Genomic DNA, 17,938 nt, shown 5'->3' with positions numbered 1-17,938 from the left:
CCAACGAGCACCGTCCGAACCGCCGGCGGGCGCCCCCCCGTACCCGGGATCACGCGCGCAACGCCGGCAGCCCCCGCTTGCGCTGACCGGGCCTGTCCGCCCCCGGACCGTGTGCCTCGCGTGGCGGCTCCGCCGACGGCAGGCGGATCACCACGTCGAGCCCGCCCGCGGCCGCGGCGTGCAGGCTCGCCTCGCCGCCGCTCGCGTGCGCCAGCCGCTGGACCAGCGACAGGCCGAGCCCCGTCCCGCCCTTGGGGGCGCCCGGCGCCCGCCAGAAGCGGTCGAAGGCGCGGCTGCGCTGCTCCGCCGTCATCCCGGGACCCTCGTCGGTGATGTGCAGGTCGACCCAGGCCGGGCGGGCGTCCCGCAGGGCGCGGCGGGCCGGCACATGGAGCCGTAGCTCCATGGTCACGGTGCTGTCGGACGGGGAGGCGCGCAGGGCGTTGGACAGCAGGTTGTCCACGATCTGCTCGACGGCGCCCGGCACCGCCAGCACCGGGCCGACACTGCCGGCGAACAGCACGAGGGAGACGCCCTGCCGTTCGAAGAGCGGCTGCCAGGTGCGGTGCCGTTCCGCGCAGACCGCACCCACGTCGACGGGACCGGGTGTGGCGGCGCTCTCCTCCAGCCGGGCCATCGCCAGCAGGCCCTCCACCATCCGCGAGAGCCGGTCCGTCTCGGTCACGGCGGCGGCGAGACTGCCCCGGCCACGGGCGGCGACGCTCGGCTCCAGGTTCTCCAGCCGCAGCCGCAGCGCCGCCAGCGGCGTCTTGAGCTGGTGGGAGGCCTCGCCCGCGAACGCGTGCTGGGCGGCGAGGAGTTGGGCCAGCCGGGCCGCCGTACGGTTGAACGCGGCGGCCAGCCGGCGCACCTCGGGCGGCCCCTTGGTCATCGTCACCGGTGTGGCGCGGCCGCCCTCCGCCAACTCGTGCGTGGCGTGCTCCAGTTCACGGATGGGCCGACCGGCCCAGCGGGCGATGGCGAACCCGACCGCGGTGACCGCCGTGAGGACCCCCAGCCCGCCGAGGACCAGCAGCAGCCAGACATGGCGGACGCGTTCGTGCACGGTCTGTGTCGGCACCGTAAGCCAGACGGCACCCTGCATCCGCGCGTCGCGCTGGATCGGCGCGGCGACCGAGAGGTACTCGACGCCGCCGATGGTCGACGTACGGACGTCCACCGTGGGGGCGCCGCGGAGCGCGGCCGCGATGCCGGGACGGGAAGCGAGGTTGGAGGACATCACGGCGGCCCGCGGATGCGAGGTGGCGAGCAGGGCGCCCGAGGCGTCCACGATCACCACCTTCCCGCCGATGCGCTCGGCGCAGTGCGTCACCCGGCGCGGCAGTTCCCGTTCGGCCCGGCCCGCGCTGAGGGAGAGCGAGGCGTAGGCGGACACCGACTCCGCCTCGTCCTTCGCCGCGTTCACCACCCGCTCCCGCTCGCTGCGGGAGTAGACGAAGCCCAGCGGGATCTCCAGGCAGAGCAGCACGAGCGCGGCGAGGCTGAGGTAGCTGAGCAGCAGCCGGCGGGTCATGGGGAGGGCACCCGCGGTCCGCTCGGCTCGGTCCGCACCGCCAGCCGGAAGCCGACTCCGCGCAGGGTCCGGATCCATGCCGGGTCACCCAACTTCCGCCGCAGTGAGGCGATATGGACGTCCAGCGTCTTGGTCGGACCCTCGTAGTGCGGATCCCACACCCGGTCCAGGATCTGCTGCCGGGAGTAGACCGCGCCCGGGTCCTCGGCCAGCAGCGCCAGCAGTTCGAACTCCTTGGGCGTGAGGGTGACGGGCACCTCGCCGACCCAGACCCGACGGGTGCGGCGGTCGACGACCAGGGGGCCGGGGGCGGGCCCGGCCGGCAGGGACGCGGTGTCGTCGTACGGGGAGGGGGACTCGGCCTCGTACGACGAGGGCGGCGGAGGTACCGCCGGGTCCGCCTCGGCCTGGGCGCGCCGGCGTTCCGCCACCACCTCCGCGTGCAGCCGCTCCACCACCGCCTCCGCGCGTTCCCGGTACGCCACCGCCTCCGTGCGCAGCCGCTCCACCAGCGCGTCCGTCCGCCCGCGGTCCATCCCCGCGGACAGGCTCCCGTGCCCGGCGGCGGGCCCCGCGTCCGCCGGCTCGGCGCCCGCCGGTTCCGCCGCCGACTCCGCGCGCTGGGTCCGCCGGGTCACCGCCCGCACGCGGGCCACCAGCTCCCGGACGCTGAACGGCTTCGCCAGATAGTCGTCCGCCCCGAGCTCCAGCCCCAGGACCCGGTCGGCCTCCTCACCCCGCGCACTCAGGATGATGACCGGCACGTCCGAGACCTGTCGGATGCCGCGGCAGACGTCGATGCCGTCCATGTCCGGCAGTCCGAGGTCGAGCAGGACGACATCGCCGTACGGCCTTCTCAGTCCCTCGGCTCCGGTGGTGACGTGGTCCACCCGCAGCCCGAAGTGCCCGAGCCCCTCGATGAGCGGTTCGGCGATCGTTTCGTCGTCCTCGATGAGCAGCACGTGTATGCCCATGGGTCCCGTCTCTCGAATTCATATTCTCTGCCCTGGAGCGGTCCACGCTACAAGAAACAGGTGCTCGCAGAACAGTGCACCAAAGAATGGCCAATCTCTGTGCGGGCGCTTGCCTTCGCTTAACCTTCGTCTGGTGTGCCCTCCTCTACGGTGTGACGACCTGGTCGAACTCCCCACCGAGGAGGCTTCGTTGAAGGCATTGCTGGACCATGCGCGCGCGTTCGGGCGCCGGGTCGAATTCGAAAGCGGTGAATACCGGAAACTGGCCGACGGGCAATATCCCGAGGCCCTCTTCATTACCTGCTCGGACTCCCGGGTCATACCCGCGCTGATTACCGGAGCGCGGCCCGGGGAGATATTCGAGCTGCGCAACGCGGGAAATATCGTGCCACCGTACGGCAGCCCCGGCGCGTCCGGTGAGGCGGCCACCATCGAGTACGCACTGGAGGTGCTCGGAGTTCAGGACATCGTCGTGTGCGGTCACTCACACTGCGGCGCGATGGGGGCGCTGAAGTCCGGAGACGACCTGTCGGCGCTGCCGGGTGTGGACGCCTGGCTCCAGCTGGCCCGCCCCGAGCTGACCCAGGTGCTCGACGCCGCCTCCGACGACCCGTCGCTGCCCGACGTGGCCCAGGGCAACATCGTCAACCAGCTGGCCGCCCTGCGGACCTACCCGATGGTGCGGCAGCGACTGGACGCGGGACGGCTGCGGTTGCACGGCTGGTACTACGAGGTCGACACCGGGCAGGTGCACGAGCTGGAGGGCGACGGCCGGTTCCGGGTGCATACCGGATGAGCGGGGCGCATGCGCGCGGGCGGACGCGCGCCAAGGGGGGCCGGCCGAATCTCAGGGGCGTGAAGCCGCTGAAGCCGGGGGGCGCGCAACCGCCGGCGGCCGGGAGCGTGACGCCGCCGAAGCCCGGGGGCGCCAAGCCCGACCTCGCCAACGAGATCACCGCCTCCCTCGTCGTCTTCCTCGTCGCGCTGCCCCTGTGCATCGGCGTGGCCGTCGCCTCGGGCGTCCCCGCCGAACTCGGCATCATCTCCGGGGTGATCGGCGGCCTGGTCGTCGGTGCGGTGCGGGGCAGCACGCTCCAGGTGAGCGGGCCCGCCGCCGGACTCGCCGCGCTGGTCGCGGAGACGGTGCTGGAGCACGGCCTGGCGATGCTCGGCGTCATCGTGCTGTTCTCCGGCATCCTGCAGATCATCCTCGGCCTGGTACGCCTGGGCCGGATGTTCCAGGCGATCTCCATCGCCGTGGTCCAGGGCATGCTCGCCGGCATCGGGCTGCCGCTGATGTTCAGTCAGGCCTATCCGATGGCCGACGCCAAGGCCCCCGGTACCCCGATCGAGAACATGACCGGGATACCGGGCCTGTTCGCCGACATCCTGACCGACCCGCAGGCGATGATCGCCACCCTGCTGGGCGTCGCCACGATCGTGCTGAGCTTCCTGTGGAAGAAGGTGCCGGGTCCGGCGAAGAGGATCCCGGCCGCGCTGGTCGCGGTCGGCGTCGGCATCCTGGTGGCCGCGCTGCCCGGCGTGGACGTGAAGACGCTCCAGGTCGGCAATCTGCTGGCGTCCGTGCGGGTGCCGGGCGCCGAGGAGTTCGCGGGACTCGCGGACGCCGCGGTCATCACCTCCGTCCTCACCTTCACCGTCATCGCCTCCGCGGAGAGCCTGTTCACCGCCGCCGCAGTGGACCGGATGCACAGCGGCCCGCGCACCCGTTACAACACCGAGCTCATCGCGCAGGGCGCCGGCAACACCGTCGCGGGCATCCTCGGCGCCCTCCCGATCACGGCGGTCGTCGCCCGCAGCTCGGCCAACGTCCAGGCCGGTGCGAAGACCCGTATCTCCCGTACCCTGCACGGCCTGTGGCTGCTGGCCTTCGCGCTGCTGCTGCCGCAGGTCCTGGCGCTGATCCCGATCTCGGTGCTGGCGGGCGTCCTCGTCCACAGCGGCTGGAAGCTGTTCGCGCCGGAGGAGTTCCCGAAGATGTGGCGGCAGGACCGGGGCGAGTTCGCCGTCATGGCGGTGACGACGCTGGTCATCGTCGCGACGGCCCTGCTCGAAGGCGTCCTCATCGGTCTCGCGGCCGGGATCCTGCTGGCCGCACTGCGGATGTCCCGGACGGTGATCCGCCAGCACGTCGAGGACGACACCGCGAAGGTCGTCATGGCGGGCAACGCGACCTTCCTGAGGCTGCCGCAGGTCATCGAGGCACTGGAGGCCGCAGCCGCCTCGGGCAGGCCCCGTATCCGCCTCGACCTGACCGGCGTGACGCACCTGGACCACGCCTGCCGCAGCCAGGTGGAGGAGTTCACGGCGCAGCAACGCGGGCTGGGCACCCGGGTGGAACTGCTGATGCCGGGGCCGGCGAGGACGGACGCACCCGGCGTTCCCGCGCGCACCCCGGAGGCGGGGCCGGCTCCCGCCCCGTCGCCGGTCCCCGGCCCGGACGCCGAGTGGTTCTACCTGGACACGCGGCCGATGCCGGCGGAGTACGACCGAGGCCCCGACGGATACGGCCGACCGCACGACGACTATGCGAGCACCTACCGGTCGTAGACCGATCCCCGCCCGTCCCCGTCGTGGTCCGCTCCCGGTCCCGTCCGTGTCGTGGTCCGATCCCGGTCCCGTCCGTGTCGTGGTCCGATCCCGTTCCGTCGTGTCGTAGACCGATCCCGGTCCGTCCGCGCCGGAAGCGGCCGGTCGTGTCCGGCTGGGACACACGGCACCCCGGGCCCGAGCGGACGGGTGGCCGTGGCCGCACCGGGGCCGACGGCGGCCAGGTGCGGCCACGGCGTGTCAGCACCCGCAGGGCCCGTGCCCGCTCAGGCCGTCGCCCCGCTGTCCACCACCAGGTCCGCGCCGACCACCGACGCGGCGTCGTCCGAGGCCAGGTAGAGGACCGCGGCCGCCACCTCCCGTGTGGTCGCGACACGGCCGAGAGGGAGGGCGGCACGGGCGCGCTCGGCCCGGTCCGCCTCCGTCTCACCGGGGTTCAGGGACATGGGGGTGTCCACGGGGCCGGGGCTGACGGCGTTGATGCGGATGCCGTCGCGGATGTGGTCGAGGGCGGCGCCCCTGGTGAGGACAGAGACGGCGGCCTTGGTGGCGGCGTACGCGGTGGCGCCGGGATGGCGGCTGTGGACGCCGAAGGTGGAGGCGATGTTGACGATCGCGCCGCCCGTCGGCTGGGAGCGCATCTGCCGGATCTCGGCCCGGAGGGCGAGGAACACGCCCGTGACGTTGGTGGCGAGCTGGGTGTGCCAGTCCTCCTCGGGGAGGTCGGCCAGCGGCGCGCCGCCGCGGAAGACACCCGCGTTGTTCACCGCCACGTCCAGGCGGCCGAAGCGGTCCACCGTCGCGTCCACGGCCGCCTGGACGTCGGCCGCCGCGGAGACGTCCGCCGCCACCGCCAGTGCCTTCCCGCCCGCCTCCTCGATCAGCGTCACCGTCTCGTCCAGCGTGTCCCGCCTGCGGCCGGTCACGACGACGTTGGCGCCCTCGGCGGCGAGCGCGAGCGCGATGGTCCGGCCGATGCCCGAGCCGGCGCCGGTGACGAGGGCGGTCCTGTCGGTGAAGCGGGTTCCTGTGGTGGCCATGGTCATGATCTCCCCTTTTCTTGACCGATTGGTTCATTATCAGGGCCGAAAAAAGGCCCCTCGAAACGAAGGGCGTTTCAGTCGAGCAGCGCCAGCGCCTGTTCCGCCGCGTCCCGCACCCGCGCCGGGTCCGGTGACGCCTTGCCCACGACCCTCAGGCCCTGCAGCAGGACCAGCAGCATGCGCGCGAGGGTGAGCGGGTCGCGGTCGGCGGGCAGTTCCCCTTGGGCCTGGGCGCGGACCAGGGCCGAGTGCAGCACCGTCTCCAGCTGGTCCCAGTTGCGCTCCACCTGCCGCGCGGCGGCCGGATCGTGCGGGGCGAGTTCCGCCGCCGTGTTGGTGACCAGGCAGCCGTTCAGGCGCAGTCGGTCGTCGGCGGCCTCGCTCGCGTACCGCCTGACGACGGATCGTACGGCCGGCAGCGCGGGCCCCGGCTGGGACAGCTCCCGCACGATCGGCGGGAGCCCGGCCCGGTCGTAGCGCTCCAGCGCCTTCAGGTACAGCTCGTGCTTGCTGCCGAAGGTCGCGTAGAGGCTCGCGCGTCCGATGCCGAGGTGTTCCACGAGGTCCGCCATCGACGTCGCCTCGTAGCCGCGCCGCCAGAACAGCTCAAGGGCTGCCTGGAGCGCGGCCTCGGGATCGAACTCCTTGGTCCTGGCCATGCGGGCCAGCCTAGGTTCAATCAGAATGATCGGTCAAGATAGCTGGGTGCTACGGCGCCCGTACGCTGCTATCCGGTGCTTCGCACCTCGTACGTCGCGATCCGCACCGACTCGTCATCCAGGCACTGCCCCGACTCCAGGTCGAACCGCTGCTTCAGCAGGGGCGAGGCCACGAACGGACGGCCCTGGTGGGTGCCGGTCAGGCCGCGGGAGAGGACCGCCGCCCCGCTGAACGGGTCGCGGTTGTCGATGGCGTACAGCTGTCCGGCGCGGTCGCGGAACAGGGCCACCTGGTCGCCGTTCGGCAGCAGGGCCGCCACACCGCGGCCGGGGAGCAGCCGGGTCAGGTCACAGACCGTCAACCAGTCCGCGCCCAGCTGTACTTGGACCTTCAGGTCGGTTGTCTCGGGTGCCAGGGTCATCGCTGGGCGCTTCCTTCCAGGGGACGGTGGCCGATGGTCAGCAGCGGCAGGTCGGGCTTGATCTGGTCGCGCTCGGGCACGAAGCCGACGACCGGGTCGGGGGTGTCGGGGGCGTTGACGAAGGAGACGAAGCGGGCGAGCTTCTCGGGGTCGTTGATGGTCTCCGCCCACTCGTCGCGGTAGTTCGCGACGTGTGCCGCCATCAGCGACTCCAGCTCCTCGCAGATACCGAGGGAGTCCTCCACGACCACCTCGCGCACATGGTCCAGGCCGCCGGGGATCCGCTCCAGCCACACGCTCGTGCGCTCCAGGCGGTCCGCGGTGCGGATGTAGAACATCAGGAACCGGTCGATCAGGCGGATCAGCTCGGCGTCGGACAGGTCCTGCGCCAGCAGGTCCGCGTGGCGCGGGGTGGCGCCGCCGTTGCCGCCGACGTACAGGTTCCAGCCGTTGGCGGTGGCGATCACGCCGAAGTCCTTCGACTGGGCCTCCGCGCACTCGCGCTGGCAGCCCGAGACCGCCGACTTCAGCTTGTGCGGGGACCTGAGCCCCCGGTAGCGCAGCTCCAGGTCGATCGCCATCCGGACGGAGTCCTGGACGCCGTAGCGGCACCAGGTCTGCCCGACACAGGACTTCACCGTACGCAGCGCCTTGCCGTACGCGTGCCCGGACTCGAAGCCGGCGTCCACCAACCTGGCCCAGATCAGCGGGAGCTGCTCGACGCGCGCGCCGAACAGGTCGATCCGCTGGCCGCCGGTGATCTTCGTGTAGAGACCGAAGTCGCGGGCGACCTCGCCGATCACGATCAGCTTCTCCGGGGTGATCTCACCGCCGGGGACGCGCGGCACGATCGAGTACGAGCCGTTCTTCTGGATGTTGGCGAGGAAGTGGTCGTTGCTGTCCTGCAGGGCCGCCTGCTCACCGTCCAGGACGTAGCCGCTCGCGCCGATCGTCGGGGCGAGGGAAGCGATGATCGAGCCGACGGCCGGCTTGCAGATCTCGCAGCCGTCGCCGCCCTTGGCGCCGTCGCGGCCGTAGCGGTCGAGCAGGTCCTGGTAGGTGTTGATGCGCAGGGCGAGGACGATCTCGTACAACTCCTCGCGGGTCTGCGAGAAGCAGCCGCACAGGCCCTTGTCGACCTCGACGCCGGACGCCTCCAGCTCGGCGGTGACCAGCTGGCCGAGGACCTTCACGCAGGAGCCGCAGCCGGTGCCGGCCTTGGTGCACTTCTTCACCTCGGGCACGGTCGTGCACTGGTGGTCGGTGACCGCGCCGCGGATCGTGCCCTTGGTGACGTTGTGGCAGGAGCAGACGACCGCGTCGTCGGGCAGGGCCGACGGGCCGAGCTGCGCGGGGGCCCCGGCACCGGCCGGCAGCACCAGCGACTCGGGCGAGACGGGCGGGACGGAGCCGGTGAACGCCTTCAGCGTGCCGTACGCCTCCGCGTCACCGACCAGGATGCCGCCGAGCAGCGTGCCGTCGCGGCCGATGACCAGCTTCTTGTACAGGCCCGCGCGGGAGTCGGAGTAGACGACGTCCAGGCAGTCCTCGGCGGTGCCGTGCGCGTCACCGAAGGACGCCACGTCCACGCCGAGCAGCTTCAGCTTGGTGGACAGGTCGGCGCCGGTGAACTCCGCCTCGTCCTCGGCGATCGTCGCGGCGGCCGTCTCGGCCTGCTCGTAGCCGGGGGCGACCAGGCCGTACACCCGGCCGTCGGCGGCCAGGGCGCACTCGCCGATCGCGAACACGTGCGGGTCGGAGACCGTACGGCACTGCTCGTCGACGGCGATGCCACCGCGCTCGCCGACCGTGAGGCCGCAGTCGCGGGCCAGCTGGTCGCGAGGGCGGACACCGGCGGAGAACACCACCATGTCGGTGGCCAGTTCGGAGCCGTCGGAGAGCTTCATGCCGGTCACGGCACCGGACTCGTCGACGACGATCTCCTGCGTGCCCACGCCCGTGTGCACGCTCAGGCCCATGTCCTCGATCGTGCGCAGCAGCGCGGCGCCGCCGCCCTCGTCGACCTGCACCGGCATCAGGCGCGGCGCGAACTCCACGATGTGCGACTCGACGCCCAGGCCCTTCAGGGCGCCCGCGGCCTCCAGGCCGAGCAGACCGCCGCCGACGACGGCACCCGTGGTGGCCTTCGTCTTCGCGTACTCCTCGATCGCGAGCAGGTCCTCGATCGTGCGGTAGACGAAGCAGCCCTCGGCGTCCTTGTTCGGCACCGGCGGCACGAAGGGGTAGGAGCCGGTGGCGAGGACGAGGGTCTCGTACTCGAAGACCTCGCCGGACCTGGCCGTGACCTTCTTCGCCTCGCGGTCGACGGAGACGGCCGGGTCACCGACGTACAGCTCGATGCCGTGGTCCTTGATGAACTCCATGTCCGTCATGGACAGGTCCTCGGGTGTCTTGCCCGAGAAGTAGGAGGTGAGCGCCACGCGGTCGTACGCCGGACGCGGCTCTTCGCACAGTACGACCACGCGGTGCGTGGCGGTCAGGCCGCGCTCGGCGAGCGCTTCGAGGAAGCGCTGGCCGACCATGCCATGGCCGACGAGCACGATCGTGGGGGTAGCCCCCGGGGTGGCCGTCATCAGGAGCCTCCATCGTTGGTGAGCAGGTGGAGCAGAGGGCCGCCGTCGGACGGGAGCGGCTCTGCTCCCTCCCAGGCGCGGGCGAGCGCGCCGACGGTGCCCAGTTCGCCGACGAGGACCCCGCCGACCAGGCGGTCGTCACGCACGACGACCTTGCGGTAGGTACCGCGGGTGGCGTCGGCGAGCTGCACGACGTCGTCGCCGGGAAGGGCCTCCGTCTCGCCGAACGCGGCGAGGTCGAAGAAGCCCTCACCGGCCAGTGTCAGCCGGGTCAGCGCCCGGGTGCCGGTGTAGCGGGCGCCCGCGTCCCCCGCCAGCAACTCGGCGAGCACGTCCGCCTGTTCCAGCGCGGGCGCGGCCAGCCCGTAGACCGTGCCGTCGTGCTGCGCGCAGTCGCCGACGGCCCGGATGTGCGGGTCGGAGGTGCGCAGTTCGTCGTCGACGACGACGCCCTTGCGCACGTCCAGTCCGGCGGCCTGCGCCAGACCCACGCGAGGGTGGACCCCGCAGGCCAGGACCACGAGGTCGGCGTCGAGCGCGTATCCGTCGGCCATCTCCACCGAGCGGACCGCGCCGCCGACGCAGCGCACGTCCCGCACCCGCAGGTCGGTGTGGACCTCTACGCCGAGGTCGGTGAGGTGCCGCCGGACCAGTTTCGAGGCGGCCGGGTCGAGCTGACGCTCCATCAGCCGCTCGGACTGCTGGGCGAGCACGACCTGCGCGCCGCGCAGCGCGAGCGCACGGGCCGCGGAGACCCCGAGGAGCCCGCCACCGATGACCACGGCCCGCACACCCGGTCGTACCGCCTTGGACAGGCCCAGGCAGTCGTCCATCGTGCGGAAGGCATGCACGCCTTCGGGCAGCACGTGGTCGGGGGTGAACAGGCCGCGCAGCGGCGGAAGTACGGGGTTGGAGCCGGTGGCGAGCACGAGCGTGTCGTATGCGATCCGCGAGCCGTCCGCGAGGTGCACGGCTCGCGCCTCGCGGTCGATCCCGGTGACCCGGCCGCGCGTCAGCCCCGCGGGCGCCGGGAGGGCGATCACGTCGGGGCTGTAGCGGCCGGCCAGCACCTCGGCGAGCAGCACCCGGTTGTACGGGCGGTGCTCCTCCTCGCCGACGAGGGTCACGGGCGTGCCGAACTCGCCGAGCCGCCGGGCGAGCCGAACGCCCGCGAGTCCGGCGCCGATCACCACCACACGCGTATTCGAGGTCATGGCATCGAGCGTGCGGCGCGGGTGTTTCCCGACCGCATCACGTCTGTTTCCCGCGAGGAACGCTGCCCTCAGCGGGGACCGGGGCGCGGTGTGAGGGTTCGGAGGGACGCGGGGGCCGGGCTGTGAGGCGGATACGGAGGGGCGCGGGTGGGGCTGACCTGACCCCGGTCCGGGTGTGGCCACCATCGCCTGCGGCGCGGGCGCTGCGGGAACCTGGGAGCCCGGTTCCCGCAGGTCACGCCCAGGGGGACGGACGATGGTCACGAGGCGCGGAGCGCGGTGCGGGACGCCGCGGCCACCACGGACAGCGCTGCGGCACGGGTGCGGCGGGTGGTCCGCGAGCCCTTCACCGCCGGGACGTGGCGCCGTTTCGCCTACGCGGTGCTCGCGTTTCCGGTGGTGTGGCATGCGTCCCACTGGGGCTCCTCGCGGCTCCTCGGGGCGCCGACGGGGCGCCGACAGCGGGCGCCGGTGCGGCGGCTGCTCGGCGTCGAGCCCGGCGACGGCTCACGCGCGGTACTGGTGCACGCGCTCGTCGCGCTGCCGGTGAACCTGCCGAGTGGGGGCCACCGGGCGGCCGATCTAGGGTTGCCCCGTGACGACACACCTTCAGGTCATCGTGCTCAACGGCGGCTCCAGCTCGGGCAAGTCCGGGATCGCCCGCTGTCTCCAGGCGGTGCTGCCGGACCCGTGGCTCAGCGTCGGCATCGACGGGCTGGTCGACTCCCTGCCCCCGTCCCTCAAGGAGCCGGGCGACGGCATCGGGTTCGCGCCGGACGGAGAGGTGAGCGTCGGGCCGCAGTTCCGCGCCCTCGAGCGGGCGTGGATGACCGGCGTGGCCGCGATGGCCCGCGCGGGCGCCCGCGTGATCGTCGACGACGTCTTCCTGGGCGGCGCCGCCTCCCAGGAGCGCTGGCGCACGGCCCTGGCCGGACTGGACGTGCTGTGGGTCGCGGTCCGCTGCGAGGCCCGGGTCGCCGCGGGCCGCGAGATCGTCCGAGGCGACCGGCAGCGGGGGATGGCCGAGTCCCAGGCCGACCTCGTCCACAAGGGCGTGGCCTACGACCTGGAGGTGGACACCACCCGCACCGAGTCGCTGGACTGCGCGCGGACCATCGCCGCGCGCGTGGGCTGACCTACGACCGCTCCGCGCGCAGCAGCAGGTCCACCGCCCCCGTCGTGTCCTCGTCCCCGTGCCCCTCGCCCAGCCACCGTTCCAGCAGGGCCGCGTACGGCGTCAGCAGTTCCGCGCTCACGCCCTGCTCCTCGGCCGTGGCCAGCAGCGTGGCGTTGCCCGCGACCTGCATCGCGAGGTTGGAGACGACACCTGTGGCGAAGTCGCCGCTCTCCAGCTGCTCGGCGGCCTTGTGCGCGGCGGGTGCCATCGCGCCGAGCCACGACACCAGCAGCGGCGCGAAGTCCTTCGGGGCGATGTCCTCCCGCCGGATCAGCGCGAAGGCGTGCAGAACGCCCGCGAACATGCCGCTCATCGCGCTCAGCAACGCCACGTCGTGCAGCGCCGCGAACCCGGGGTCGGCGCCCACGTACCGGGCGGCGGCCGGGACGGCGAGAGTGTCGGCGTGCTCTTCGAAAGCGCCGGGCGAGCCGCTGTAGAAGACGTACGCCCCCGACTCCGAGGCCCCGATCATCGGCGGTACGGCCATGACGCCGGCGTCCAGGAAGCGGGCGCCGCGTGCCTCGGCCCAGGCGGCGCGGGCGCGGCCCTGGGCGGGCGTCCCGGTGGTGAGGTTCACCAGGTCGCGGCCGGTCAGGTCGGCGTCGTCGAGCGCCTCGCCGACCGATGCGTCGTCCAGCAGGCAGACGACGACCAGTCGGCTCGCGGCCACCGCCCCGGCCGCGTCCGGGGCGACCGTCGCGCCCTCGGCGGCCAGCGGCTCGGCCCGGGCCGGGGTGCGGTTCCAGACGGTGACGGGATGTCCGGCGGCGAGCCAGGCGCGGGCCAGGGCGGTGCCCATGGCGCCGGTGCCGAGGAGGGTGAGGGGAGTGCGGGAGTCGCGCGGGTCAACCGGGTTGTCAGTCATGACGTTTAGGGTCATGTGGGGGAACGGCCCGCTCAAGTACGTACTTGGAAGTGGGTGGTTACCACCGGGAAAGGGTCCAGGCAGGGGAGGGACGACATGGGGGTCGGACGGCGGCCGGGGGCGTACGTCTGCGGCGTCGACGCCGCGATGGACGTGGTCGGCGGCAAGTGGAAGGTGCTCATCCTGTGGGCGCTCGGCGAACGTCCCTGCCGCTTCGGGGCGCTGCGCCGGGAGCTGCCGGGTGTGACCGAGAAGGTGCTCGCCGCCCAGCTGCGGGAGCTGGAGGCCGACGGCATCGTGCACCGCGAGGCGTACGACGAGGTGCCGCCGCGCGTCGAGTACTCGCTGACCCCGCTGGGCAGTTCGCTCAACGAGGCGCTGGCCCCGCTCGGGACCTGGGGCCGGGAGAACATCCTGGAGGCGTACCCGCAGCGGTCAGCGGCTGCCGGTGAGATGCGCGAACACGACGACGTTCCCCTGGTACCCGGTCGTCCGTGAGTAACCGCCGCCGCAGGTGATCACCCGCAGCTCGGGGCGCGGCGCCGGGCCGTACACCTTCTCGTCGGGGAAGTCCTTCGCGTCGTACACCTCGACGGCGTGCACGGTGAAGACGGCCGTGCCGCCGTCACGCCGGCCCACCTCGATCGTGCTGCCCTTCTTCAGGGCGCCGAGGCGGTAGAAGACGGCGGGTCCGTCGGCGTTGTCGACATGGCCGGCGACGATCGCGGTGCCCGTCTCGCCGGGCGTCGTGCCCGCCTCGTACCAGCCTGCGAGGTTGTCGCGCTCGGCGGGCGGGACGTCGAGGCTGCCGGTCTTCGTCAGGCCCAGGCCCATGAGGGGCGCGTCGACGCGGATCGAGGGGATGCGGATGCGGTCGGGCGGGGAGGGCGGGAGCGCCGGGGCGGCCGTGCGCCGGGCGGGCGGGTCCGTGTGCGACGTGGGCGGGTCACCCACCCCGGAACCCCGGTCGGCGGTCCTCCCCGACCCGGGCGAGGCGCTTTCCTCGGCTTCCCCGGCTTCCCCGGCTTCCCCGGCTTCCCCGGCCTGCGCGGCGGAGGGCTGCGGCGGGGCGTGGGTCTCGGCGCCGCTGTGCAGCAGCCAGGCGCCGCAGCACAGGGCCAGGGCGGTGGCCGCGGCTATGGCGGCGTTGCCGACGCTGCGGCGACTGCGCACGTGAGCCTCCTGGACTCTCCTCGGGCCGCCCTCGTCCCCCTCCGGGCCGCGAGGGGCGTCGGACCCGGAGGGGGAGGGGACGTGCGGTACCGGTGGACGGACAGCGGAGGGTGTCCGTCAGATCCCGTCGCCTCTCGCCCGGCGATGCAGGAGCCAGGTACCGCCCGCGGCGGCGACGGCGAGAGCCGCCACGCCTGCCGCGGTCTGTACGGGGTCGGTGCCGAGAGCGCCGCCGACCCCCGTCTTCACACTTCCTCTGGGATGCACCTGCTCGCGCGGGGCCGTCAGCGTGACCACCAGGTCCCCCGTCACCCGCCGGCCGCCCTCGGCGCAGGTCGCGACGATCTCGTACGTCCCCGGCTGCGCGCTCGGCGGCACCCGGAACCGCCCGTTCGCCTCCCGCCCGTGCGTGCTCGGCGCCAGCGTGAACGAACCGGCCCCCACCGCGCTGGCGTCCCCCGCCGCCGAACCGCCGTCGCCGCAGGCAGCCGTGTTCACGGTCACCTGCCCGCCCGGCACGACCGAGGACGGATCCACCTCCAGCCCACCACCGTCACCGCCGTACGCGGGCGTGACGACGAGACCGACGGCGCCGACGGCCAACGCGGTCCCGGTCAGCAGACGAGCGGTACGTCGCATCGATGCTCCTCCGAGCGCACGGGCCCACGACCCGCGGCACCCCCAGGTGCCGCCGCCTCGGCCGAGCCCTGCCCTTTTGAGGTAAGGGGCAGTGGGACGGGAGCGCTTCCTGAGAGGACGTCAGAAACGCGGTGAACGGGTGTCGGGCGGGAGTGCCCGAACGCCGTGCCGCCGATGTTTCAGCAGGTCATCGACTTGCTACGGACGTCGGACGGAAAAGTCGCCGAAGGGCGCGGCGCACACGTGTGAATGGGTGACCGGAAAGGACCGCACGGGCGGGGGCCCACCCCGGGCCAAGGCGCCCGCCCACCTACGTCCCGGCCCGTGATCAGTGAAGCCGCACGCCGGGCCGGCCGCGGGTCAGCACGGCCGGCCGCCCGCGTGCTCCGCCAGCACCTCACCCACTGCCCGGCGCCCCACTTGCGCCAGCACCGGATTCGTGCCGTTCCCGCACACGTCGCCGTAGTGGTGCTCGGCCGTCAGCCCGAAGCACAGGGCCCACCCCCGGCCCCGCGCCCAGGTCGCGTCGTCGACGTCGGCCGCCGCCCGGAACGCCTCACGGGCTCCGGCGCCGAAGACCGCCCACGCCGCGATGGTGTCGGCCGCAGGGTCCCCGACCCCGAGCCCACCGAAGTCGATGACCGCGGTGAGGCGTCCGGCGCGGGTCAGCAGGTTGCCGGGGAGGAGGTCGGCGTGCAGCCAGACGGGCTCGGCGTCCCACCGCGGCAGCCGCAGGGTCTCCTCCCACACCGCGGTGGCGAGCGCGGCGTCCAGCGTGCCGGCGGCACTCAGGTCGCGGATCGCGGCCCGGACGTACACGTCCCGCTCGGCGACCGGACCACCGCGGAACGACGGCGGACCGCCCGTCGCGTCCACCGCCCGCAGCGCCGCGGTGAAACGCCCCAACCGCGCTGCCGCGGCGACCGGGTCGGCCGGCGGCGCGTCGTAGGCGTTGTCGCCGTCCAGCCAGCCGTACACGCCCCAGGGCAGGGCATAGCCGGCGCCCGGCTCACCCAGCCCCAGCGGTGCCGGCACCGCCAGGGGCAGACGCGGGGCCAGCCGCGGCAGCCAGCGCTGCTCCCGCACGATCTGGTGAGATCCGCCGGGCAGCCGCGGCAGCCGTACGACCTTGTCGGCGCCCAGCCGGTACATCGCGTTGTCGGTCCCGGAGGACTCGACACGCGCCACCGGCAACCCACGCCACCGGGGGAACTGCTCCGCGACGAGCCGGGCGACCAGCGTTTCGTCGATGTCCAGTTCGTCGGCGTGCATCCTCGTGGGCGAAGGCATGAAACTCCGTGGTGGCAGGGGCGGGTCGACAGCGGAGCGTATCCGCCCGCCCCCACCACGGCCACGGCTTTTCACGGCCCTGGGCCCCGCCCCGGGCCGTCGCGTGGCGCGGCTCAGCCCACGTTCACCGCGCTCCAGGCGGCCCCCACGGCGCCGTGCTCGGCACTCCCCGGCCCGTACAGGTCCTCGGCCGCGCTGAGCGTCGCCGACCGCGCCCCGGCGTAGTTCGTCGAGGACGTCATGTAGACCGTCAATGCCCGGTACCAGATCTTCCCCAGCTTGTCCCGGCCGATCCCGTTCACCGAAGAGCCGTCACAGGTCGGCGAGTTGTAGCTGACGCCGTTCACGGTCCTCGCCCCGCTGCCCTCGGCGAGGAGATAGGCGAAGTGGTTGCCGACCCCCGAGGAGTAGTGGACGTCGAGGTCCTTCGTCGCCGTGCTCCAGCAGTCCACTGACTTGCCGTCCTTCGACGGCTTGTCCATGTAGCGCAGGGCGTTGCGCGGGAACCCCGACCGGACCACCTTCTCGCCGATCAGGTAGTCCCCCGGGTCGGCGGTGTTCGACGCGTGGAACTCCACGAGCGTGCCGAAGACATCGGACGTGGCCTCGTTCAGACCGCCGGACTCACCCGAGTACGTCAGCGCCGCCGTCTTCGACGTCACGCCGTGCGTCATCTCGTGCCCGGCCACGTCCAGCGACACCAGGGGGCCCAGCTGGGTGCCGTCCCCGTCGCCGTACGTCATGCAGAAACAACGGTCGTCCCAGAAGGCGTTGTTGTAGTCCTTGCCGTAGTGCACGCGGTTGTACGACCCCTTGCCGTCGCCCGCGATGCCCCTGCGGCCGTGGATGTCCTCGTAGTAGTCCCACGTCACGTCCGTGCCGTACTGCGCGTCGACCGCGGCCGTGGAGCGGTCGGTCGCCGCGCCCGTGCCCCAGTGGTTGTCGGCGTCCGTGAAGGCCGTCGCGGGGGCGCGGCCGAGGCAGACGGTGAGGACGCACAGATCCGTCCTGTTCTCGGCGTCCCCGGTGTAGGTGCCGCCGCGCGTCGGGTCCTTCAGCTGGTACGCCGACCCCGAGGGCGTCGTCTCCAGCGGCACCGTGCCGCCGTACAGCGACTTCCCGTCGCCCGTCGCCGACTCCAGGTCGTCCCACGCGTCGATCTGCGTGCCGGTGCGGGCGTCGGTCAGCACGGTGCGGGCGACCGGGTTGCCTCGGGAGTCCTGTGCGACGGCGCTCGTCCGCCAGGCCAGCTTCGGGGCGCCGTGCAGGGCGTCGACGACCAGTTCGGGCCGGGAGGTGAGCCGCTTCAGCGTCTCGCCGACGTTCACGGCACGCAGCGCGCTCGCCGCGAGGTCGGCCGCCCTGGGCGCCGGGACCGCCGGTGTCACACTCGGTACGAAGACCGTGTCCCGGGTGGCGCGCGAGGCGCCGCGGTACGTGCCGTCCTTCGCCAGGTGGACCACGAAGTCACCGCCCAGCACAGGCAGTTGGCGGTAGGTGCGGTCGTAGCGCACATGCTGTGTGCCGTCCGCGTCCACGATCACGTCGCGCACGGTGGTGTCCTGAGCCGTCGTCAGCCCGAGGCCGCGCGCCTGGCTCCGGAGGGCCGACGCCGCGTTCTCGATCGCGGTGGCCCGGGACGGCCTGTCGTCCGCGCCGGCGGTGGGGGAGAGGGTGGTGGTGAGGAGGGCGGCGATCGCGGCGGAGGCGAGGCCCACCGTGGCGCGTCGGGAACCTCGGGCGTGCAGCCGTATTCGGCTCATCGGTCTCCTTGAACTGGGCG

General features: G+C 73.0%; 16 protein-coding genes. 4 read left to right on the top strand and 12 right to left on the bottom strand.

The genetic code is table 11. The features are described 5' to 3' along the window. Window positions 1-49 precede the first annotated feature (49 nt). Window positions 50-1,534: a sensor histidine kinase gene (locus ACWCPI_RS27930; protein WP_451040729.1), complete on the bottom strand. Its 1,485-nt coding sequence runs from the start codon at window positions 1,532-1,534 to the stop codon at window positions 50-52. Next, a complete protein-coding gene (locus ACWCPI_RS27925; RefSeq protein ID WP_451040728.1) occupies window positions 1,531-2,508 on the bottom strand; it encodes a response regulator transcription factor in 978 nt (325 codons plus the stop codon). The genes ACWCPI_RS27930 and ACWCPI_RS27925 overlap by 4 nt, the downstream gene beginning before the upstream one ends. A gap of 190 nt (window positions 2,509-2,698) precedes the next feature. Here ACWCPI_RS27925 and ACWCPI_RS27920 point away from each other — a divergent pair, with 190 nt between their 5' ends. Both ACWCPI_RS27920 and ACWCPI_RS27915 read left to right on the top strand, forming a co-directional pair. Next, window positions 2,699-3,304, top strand: coding sequence for a carbonic anhydrase (locus tag ACWCPI_RS27920; RefSeq protein WP_451040727.1), 606 nt, complete (start codon window positions 2,699-2,701; stop codon window positions 3,302-3,304). Then, the gene (locus ACWCPI_RS27915) at window positions 3,301-5,079 is read left to right on the top strand and encodes a SulP family inorganic anion transporter (protein WP_451040726.1); all 1,779 of its coding nucleotides are present in this window, start codon (window positions 3,301-3,303) and stop codon (window positions 5,077-5,079) included. Before ACWCPI_RS27920 ends, ACWCPI_RS27915 begins: the two co-directional genes overlap by 4 nt. A 266-nt stretch (window positions 5,080-5,345) precedes the next feature. Here ACWCPI_RS27915 and ACWCPI_RS27910 read toward each other — a convergent pair whose 3' ends face one another. The 5 genes from ACWCPI_RS27910 to ACWCPI_RS27890 form a co-directional block, all read right to left on the bottom strand. After that, complete coding sequence (locus ACWCPI_RS27910; protein ID WP_451040725.1) at window positions 5,346-6,125, bottom strand: SDR family NAD(P)-dependent oxidoreductase; 780 nt, start codon at window positions 6,123-6,125, stop codon at window positions 5,346-5,348. A 71-nt stretch (window positions 6,126-6,196) separates the two neighbouring features. Next, window positions 6,197-6,781, bottom strand: a complete 585-nt coding sequence (locus ACWCPI_RS27905; protein ID WP_451040724.1) for a TetR/AcrR family transcriptional regulator — start codon at window positions 6,779-6,781, stop codon at window positions 6,197-6,199. Window positions 6,782-6,849: 68 nt separating this feature from the next. Then, window positions 6,850-7,203, bottom strand: coding sequence for a nitrite reductase small subunit NirD (nirD, locus tag ACWCPI_RS27900; RefSeq protein WP_451040723.1), 354 nt, complete (start codon window positions 7,201-7,203; stop codon window positions 6,850-6,852). Beyond that, window positions 7,200-9,797: a nitrite reductase large subunit NirB gene (gene nirB / locus ACWCPI_RS27895; protein ID WP_451040722.1), complete on the bottom strand. Its 2,598-nt coding sequence runs from the start codon at window positions 9,795-9,797 to the stop codon at window positions 7,200-7,202. Before nirB ends, nirD begins: the two co-directional genes overlap by 4 nt. After that, window positions 9,797-11,011, bottom strand: coding sequence for an NAD(P)/FAD-dependent oxidoreductase (locus tag ACWCPI_RS27890; protein ID WP_451040721.1), 1,215 nt, complete (start codon window positions 11,009-11,011; stop codon window positions 9,797-9,799). Before ACWCPI_RS27890 ends, nirB begins: the two co-directional genes overlap by 1 nt. A 595-nt stretch (window positions 11,012-11,606) precedes the next feature. On the opposite strand from ACWCPI_RS27890, the gene cpt reads away from it, so the two are divergent. Further along, window positions 11,607-12,146 (top strand): chloramphenicol phosphotransferase CPT, encoded by a 540-nt coding sequence (gene cpt, locus ACWCPI_RS27885; RefSeq protein WP_451040720.1) that lies wholly within the window; start codon window positions 11,607-11,609, stop codon window positions 12,144-12,146. Between the two features lies 1 nt (window position 12,147). Here the strand turns inward: cpt and ACWCPI_RS27880 are convergent, their stop codons facing one another. After that, on the bottom strand, window positions 12,148-13,053 hold the full coding sequence (locus ACWCPI_RS27880; RefSeq protein ID WP_451040719.1) for an NAD(P)-dependent oxidoreductase: 906 nt from the start codon (window positions 13,051-13,053) through the stop codon (window positions 12,148-12,150). 96 nt (window positions 13,054-13,149) lie between these two features. Here ACWCPI_RS27880 and ACWCPI_RS27875 point away from each other — a divergent pair, with 96 nt between their 5' ends. Then, window positions 13,150-13,551: a winged helix-turn-helix transcriptional regulator gene (locus ACWCPI_RS27875; protein WP_451040718.1), complete on the top strand. Its 402-nt coding sequence runs from the start codon at window positions 13,150-13,152 to the stop codon at window positions 13,549-13,551. Here ACWCPI_RS27875 and ACWCPI_RS27870 read toward each other — a convergent pair. From ACWCPI_RS27870 to ACWCPI_RS27855, 4 genes are all read right to left on the bottom strand, one after another. Next, window positions 13,489-14,226 (bottom strand): class F sortase, encoded by a 738-nt coding sequence (locus tag ACWCPI_RS27870; RefSeq protein ID WP_451040717.1) that lies wholly within the window; start codon window positions 14,224-14,226, stop codon window positions 13,489-13,491. The genes ACWCPI_RS27875 and ACWCPI_RS27870 overlap by 63 nt on opposite strands. Before the next feature lie 117 nt (window positions 14,227-14,343). Next, window positions 14,344-14,865: a hypothetical protein gene (locus ACWCPI_RS27865; RefSeq protein ID WP_451040716.1), complete on the bottom strand. Its 522-nt coding sequence runs from the start codon at window positions 14,863-14,865 to the stop codon at window positions 14,344-14,346. Window positions 14,866-15,225: 360 nt separating this feature from the next. After that, a complete protein-coding gene (locus ACWCPI_RS27860) occupies window positions 15,226-16,155 on the bottom strand; it encodes an aminoglycoside phosphotransferase family protein (protein ID WP_451040715.1) in 930 nt (309 codons plus the stop codon). 113 nt (window positions 16,156-16,268) lie between these two features. Further along, window positions 16,269-17,918: a M4 family metallopeptidase gene (locus ACWCPI_RS27855; protein ID WP_451040714.1), complete on the bottom strand. Its 1,650-nt coding sequence runs from the start codon at window positions 17,916-17,918 to the stop codon at window positions 16,269-16,271. Window positions 17,919-17,938 lie beyond the last annotated feature (20 nt).

It is taken from the genome of Streptomyces sp. NPDC001920, assembly GCF_053594495.1.
Note: the sequence above shows the minus strand (reverse complement) of the source record. Positions and strands in the feature narration are given on the sequence as shown.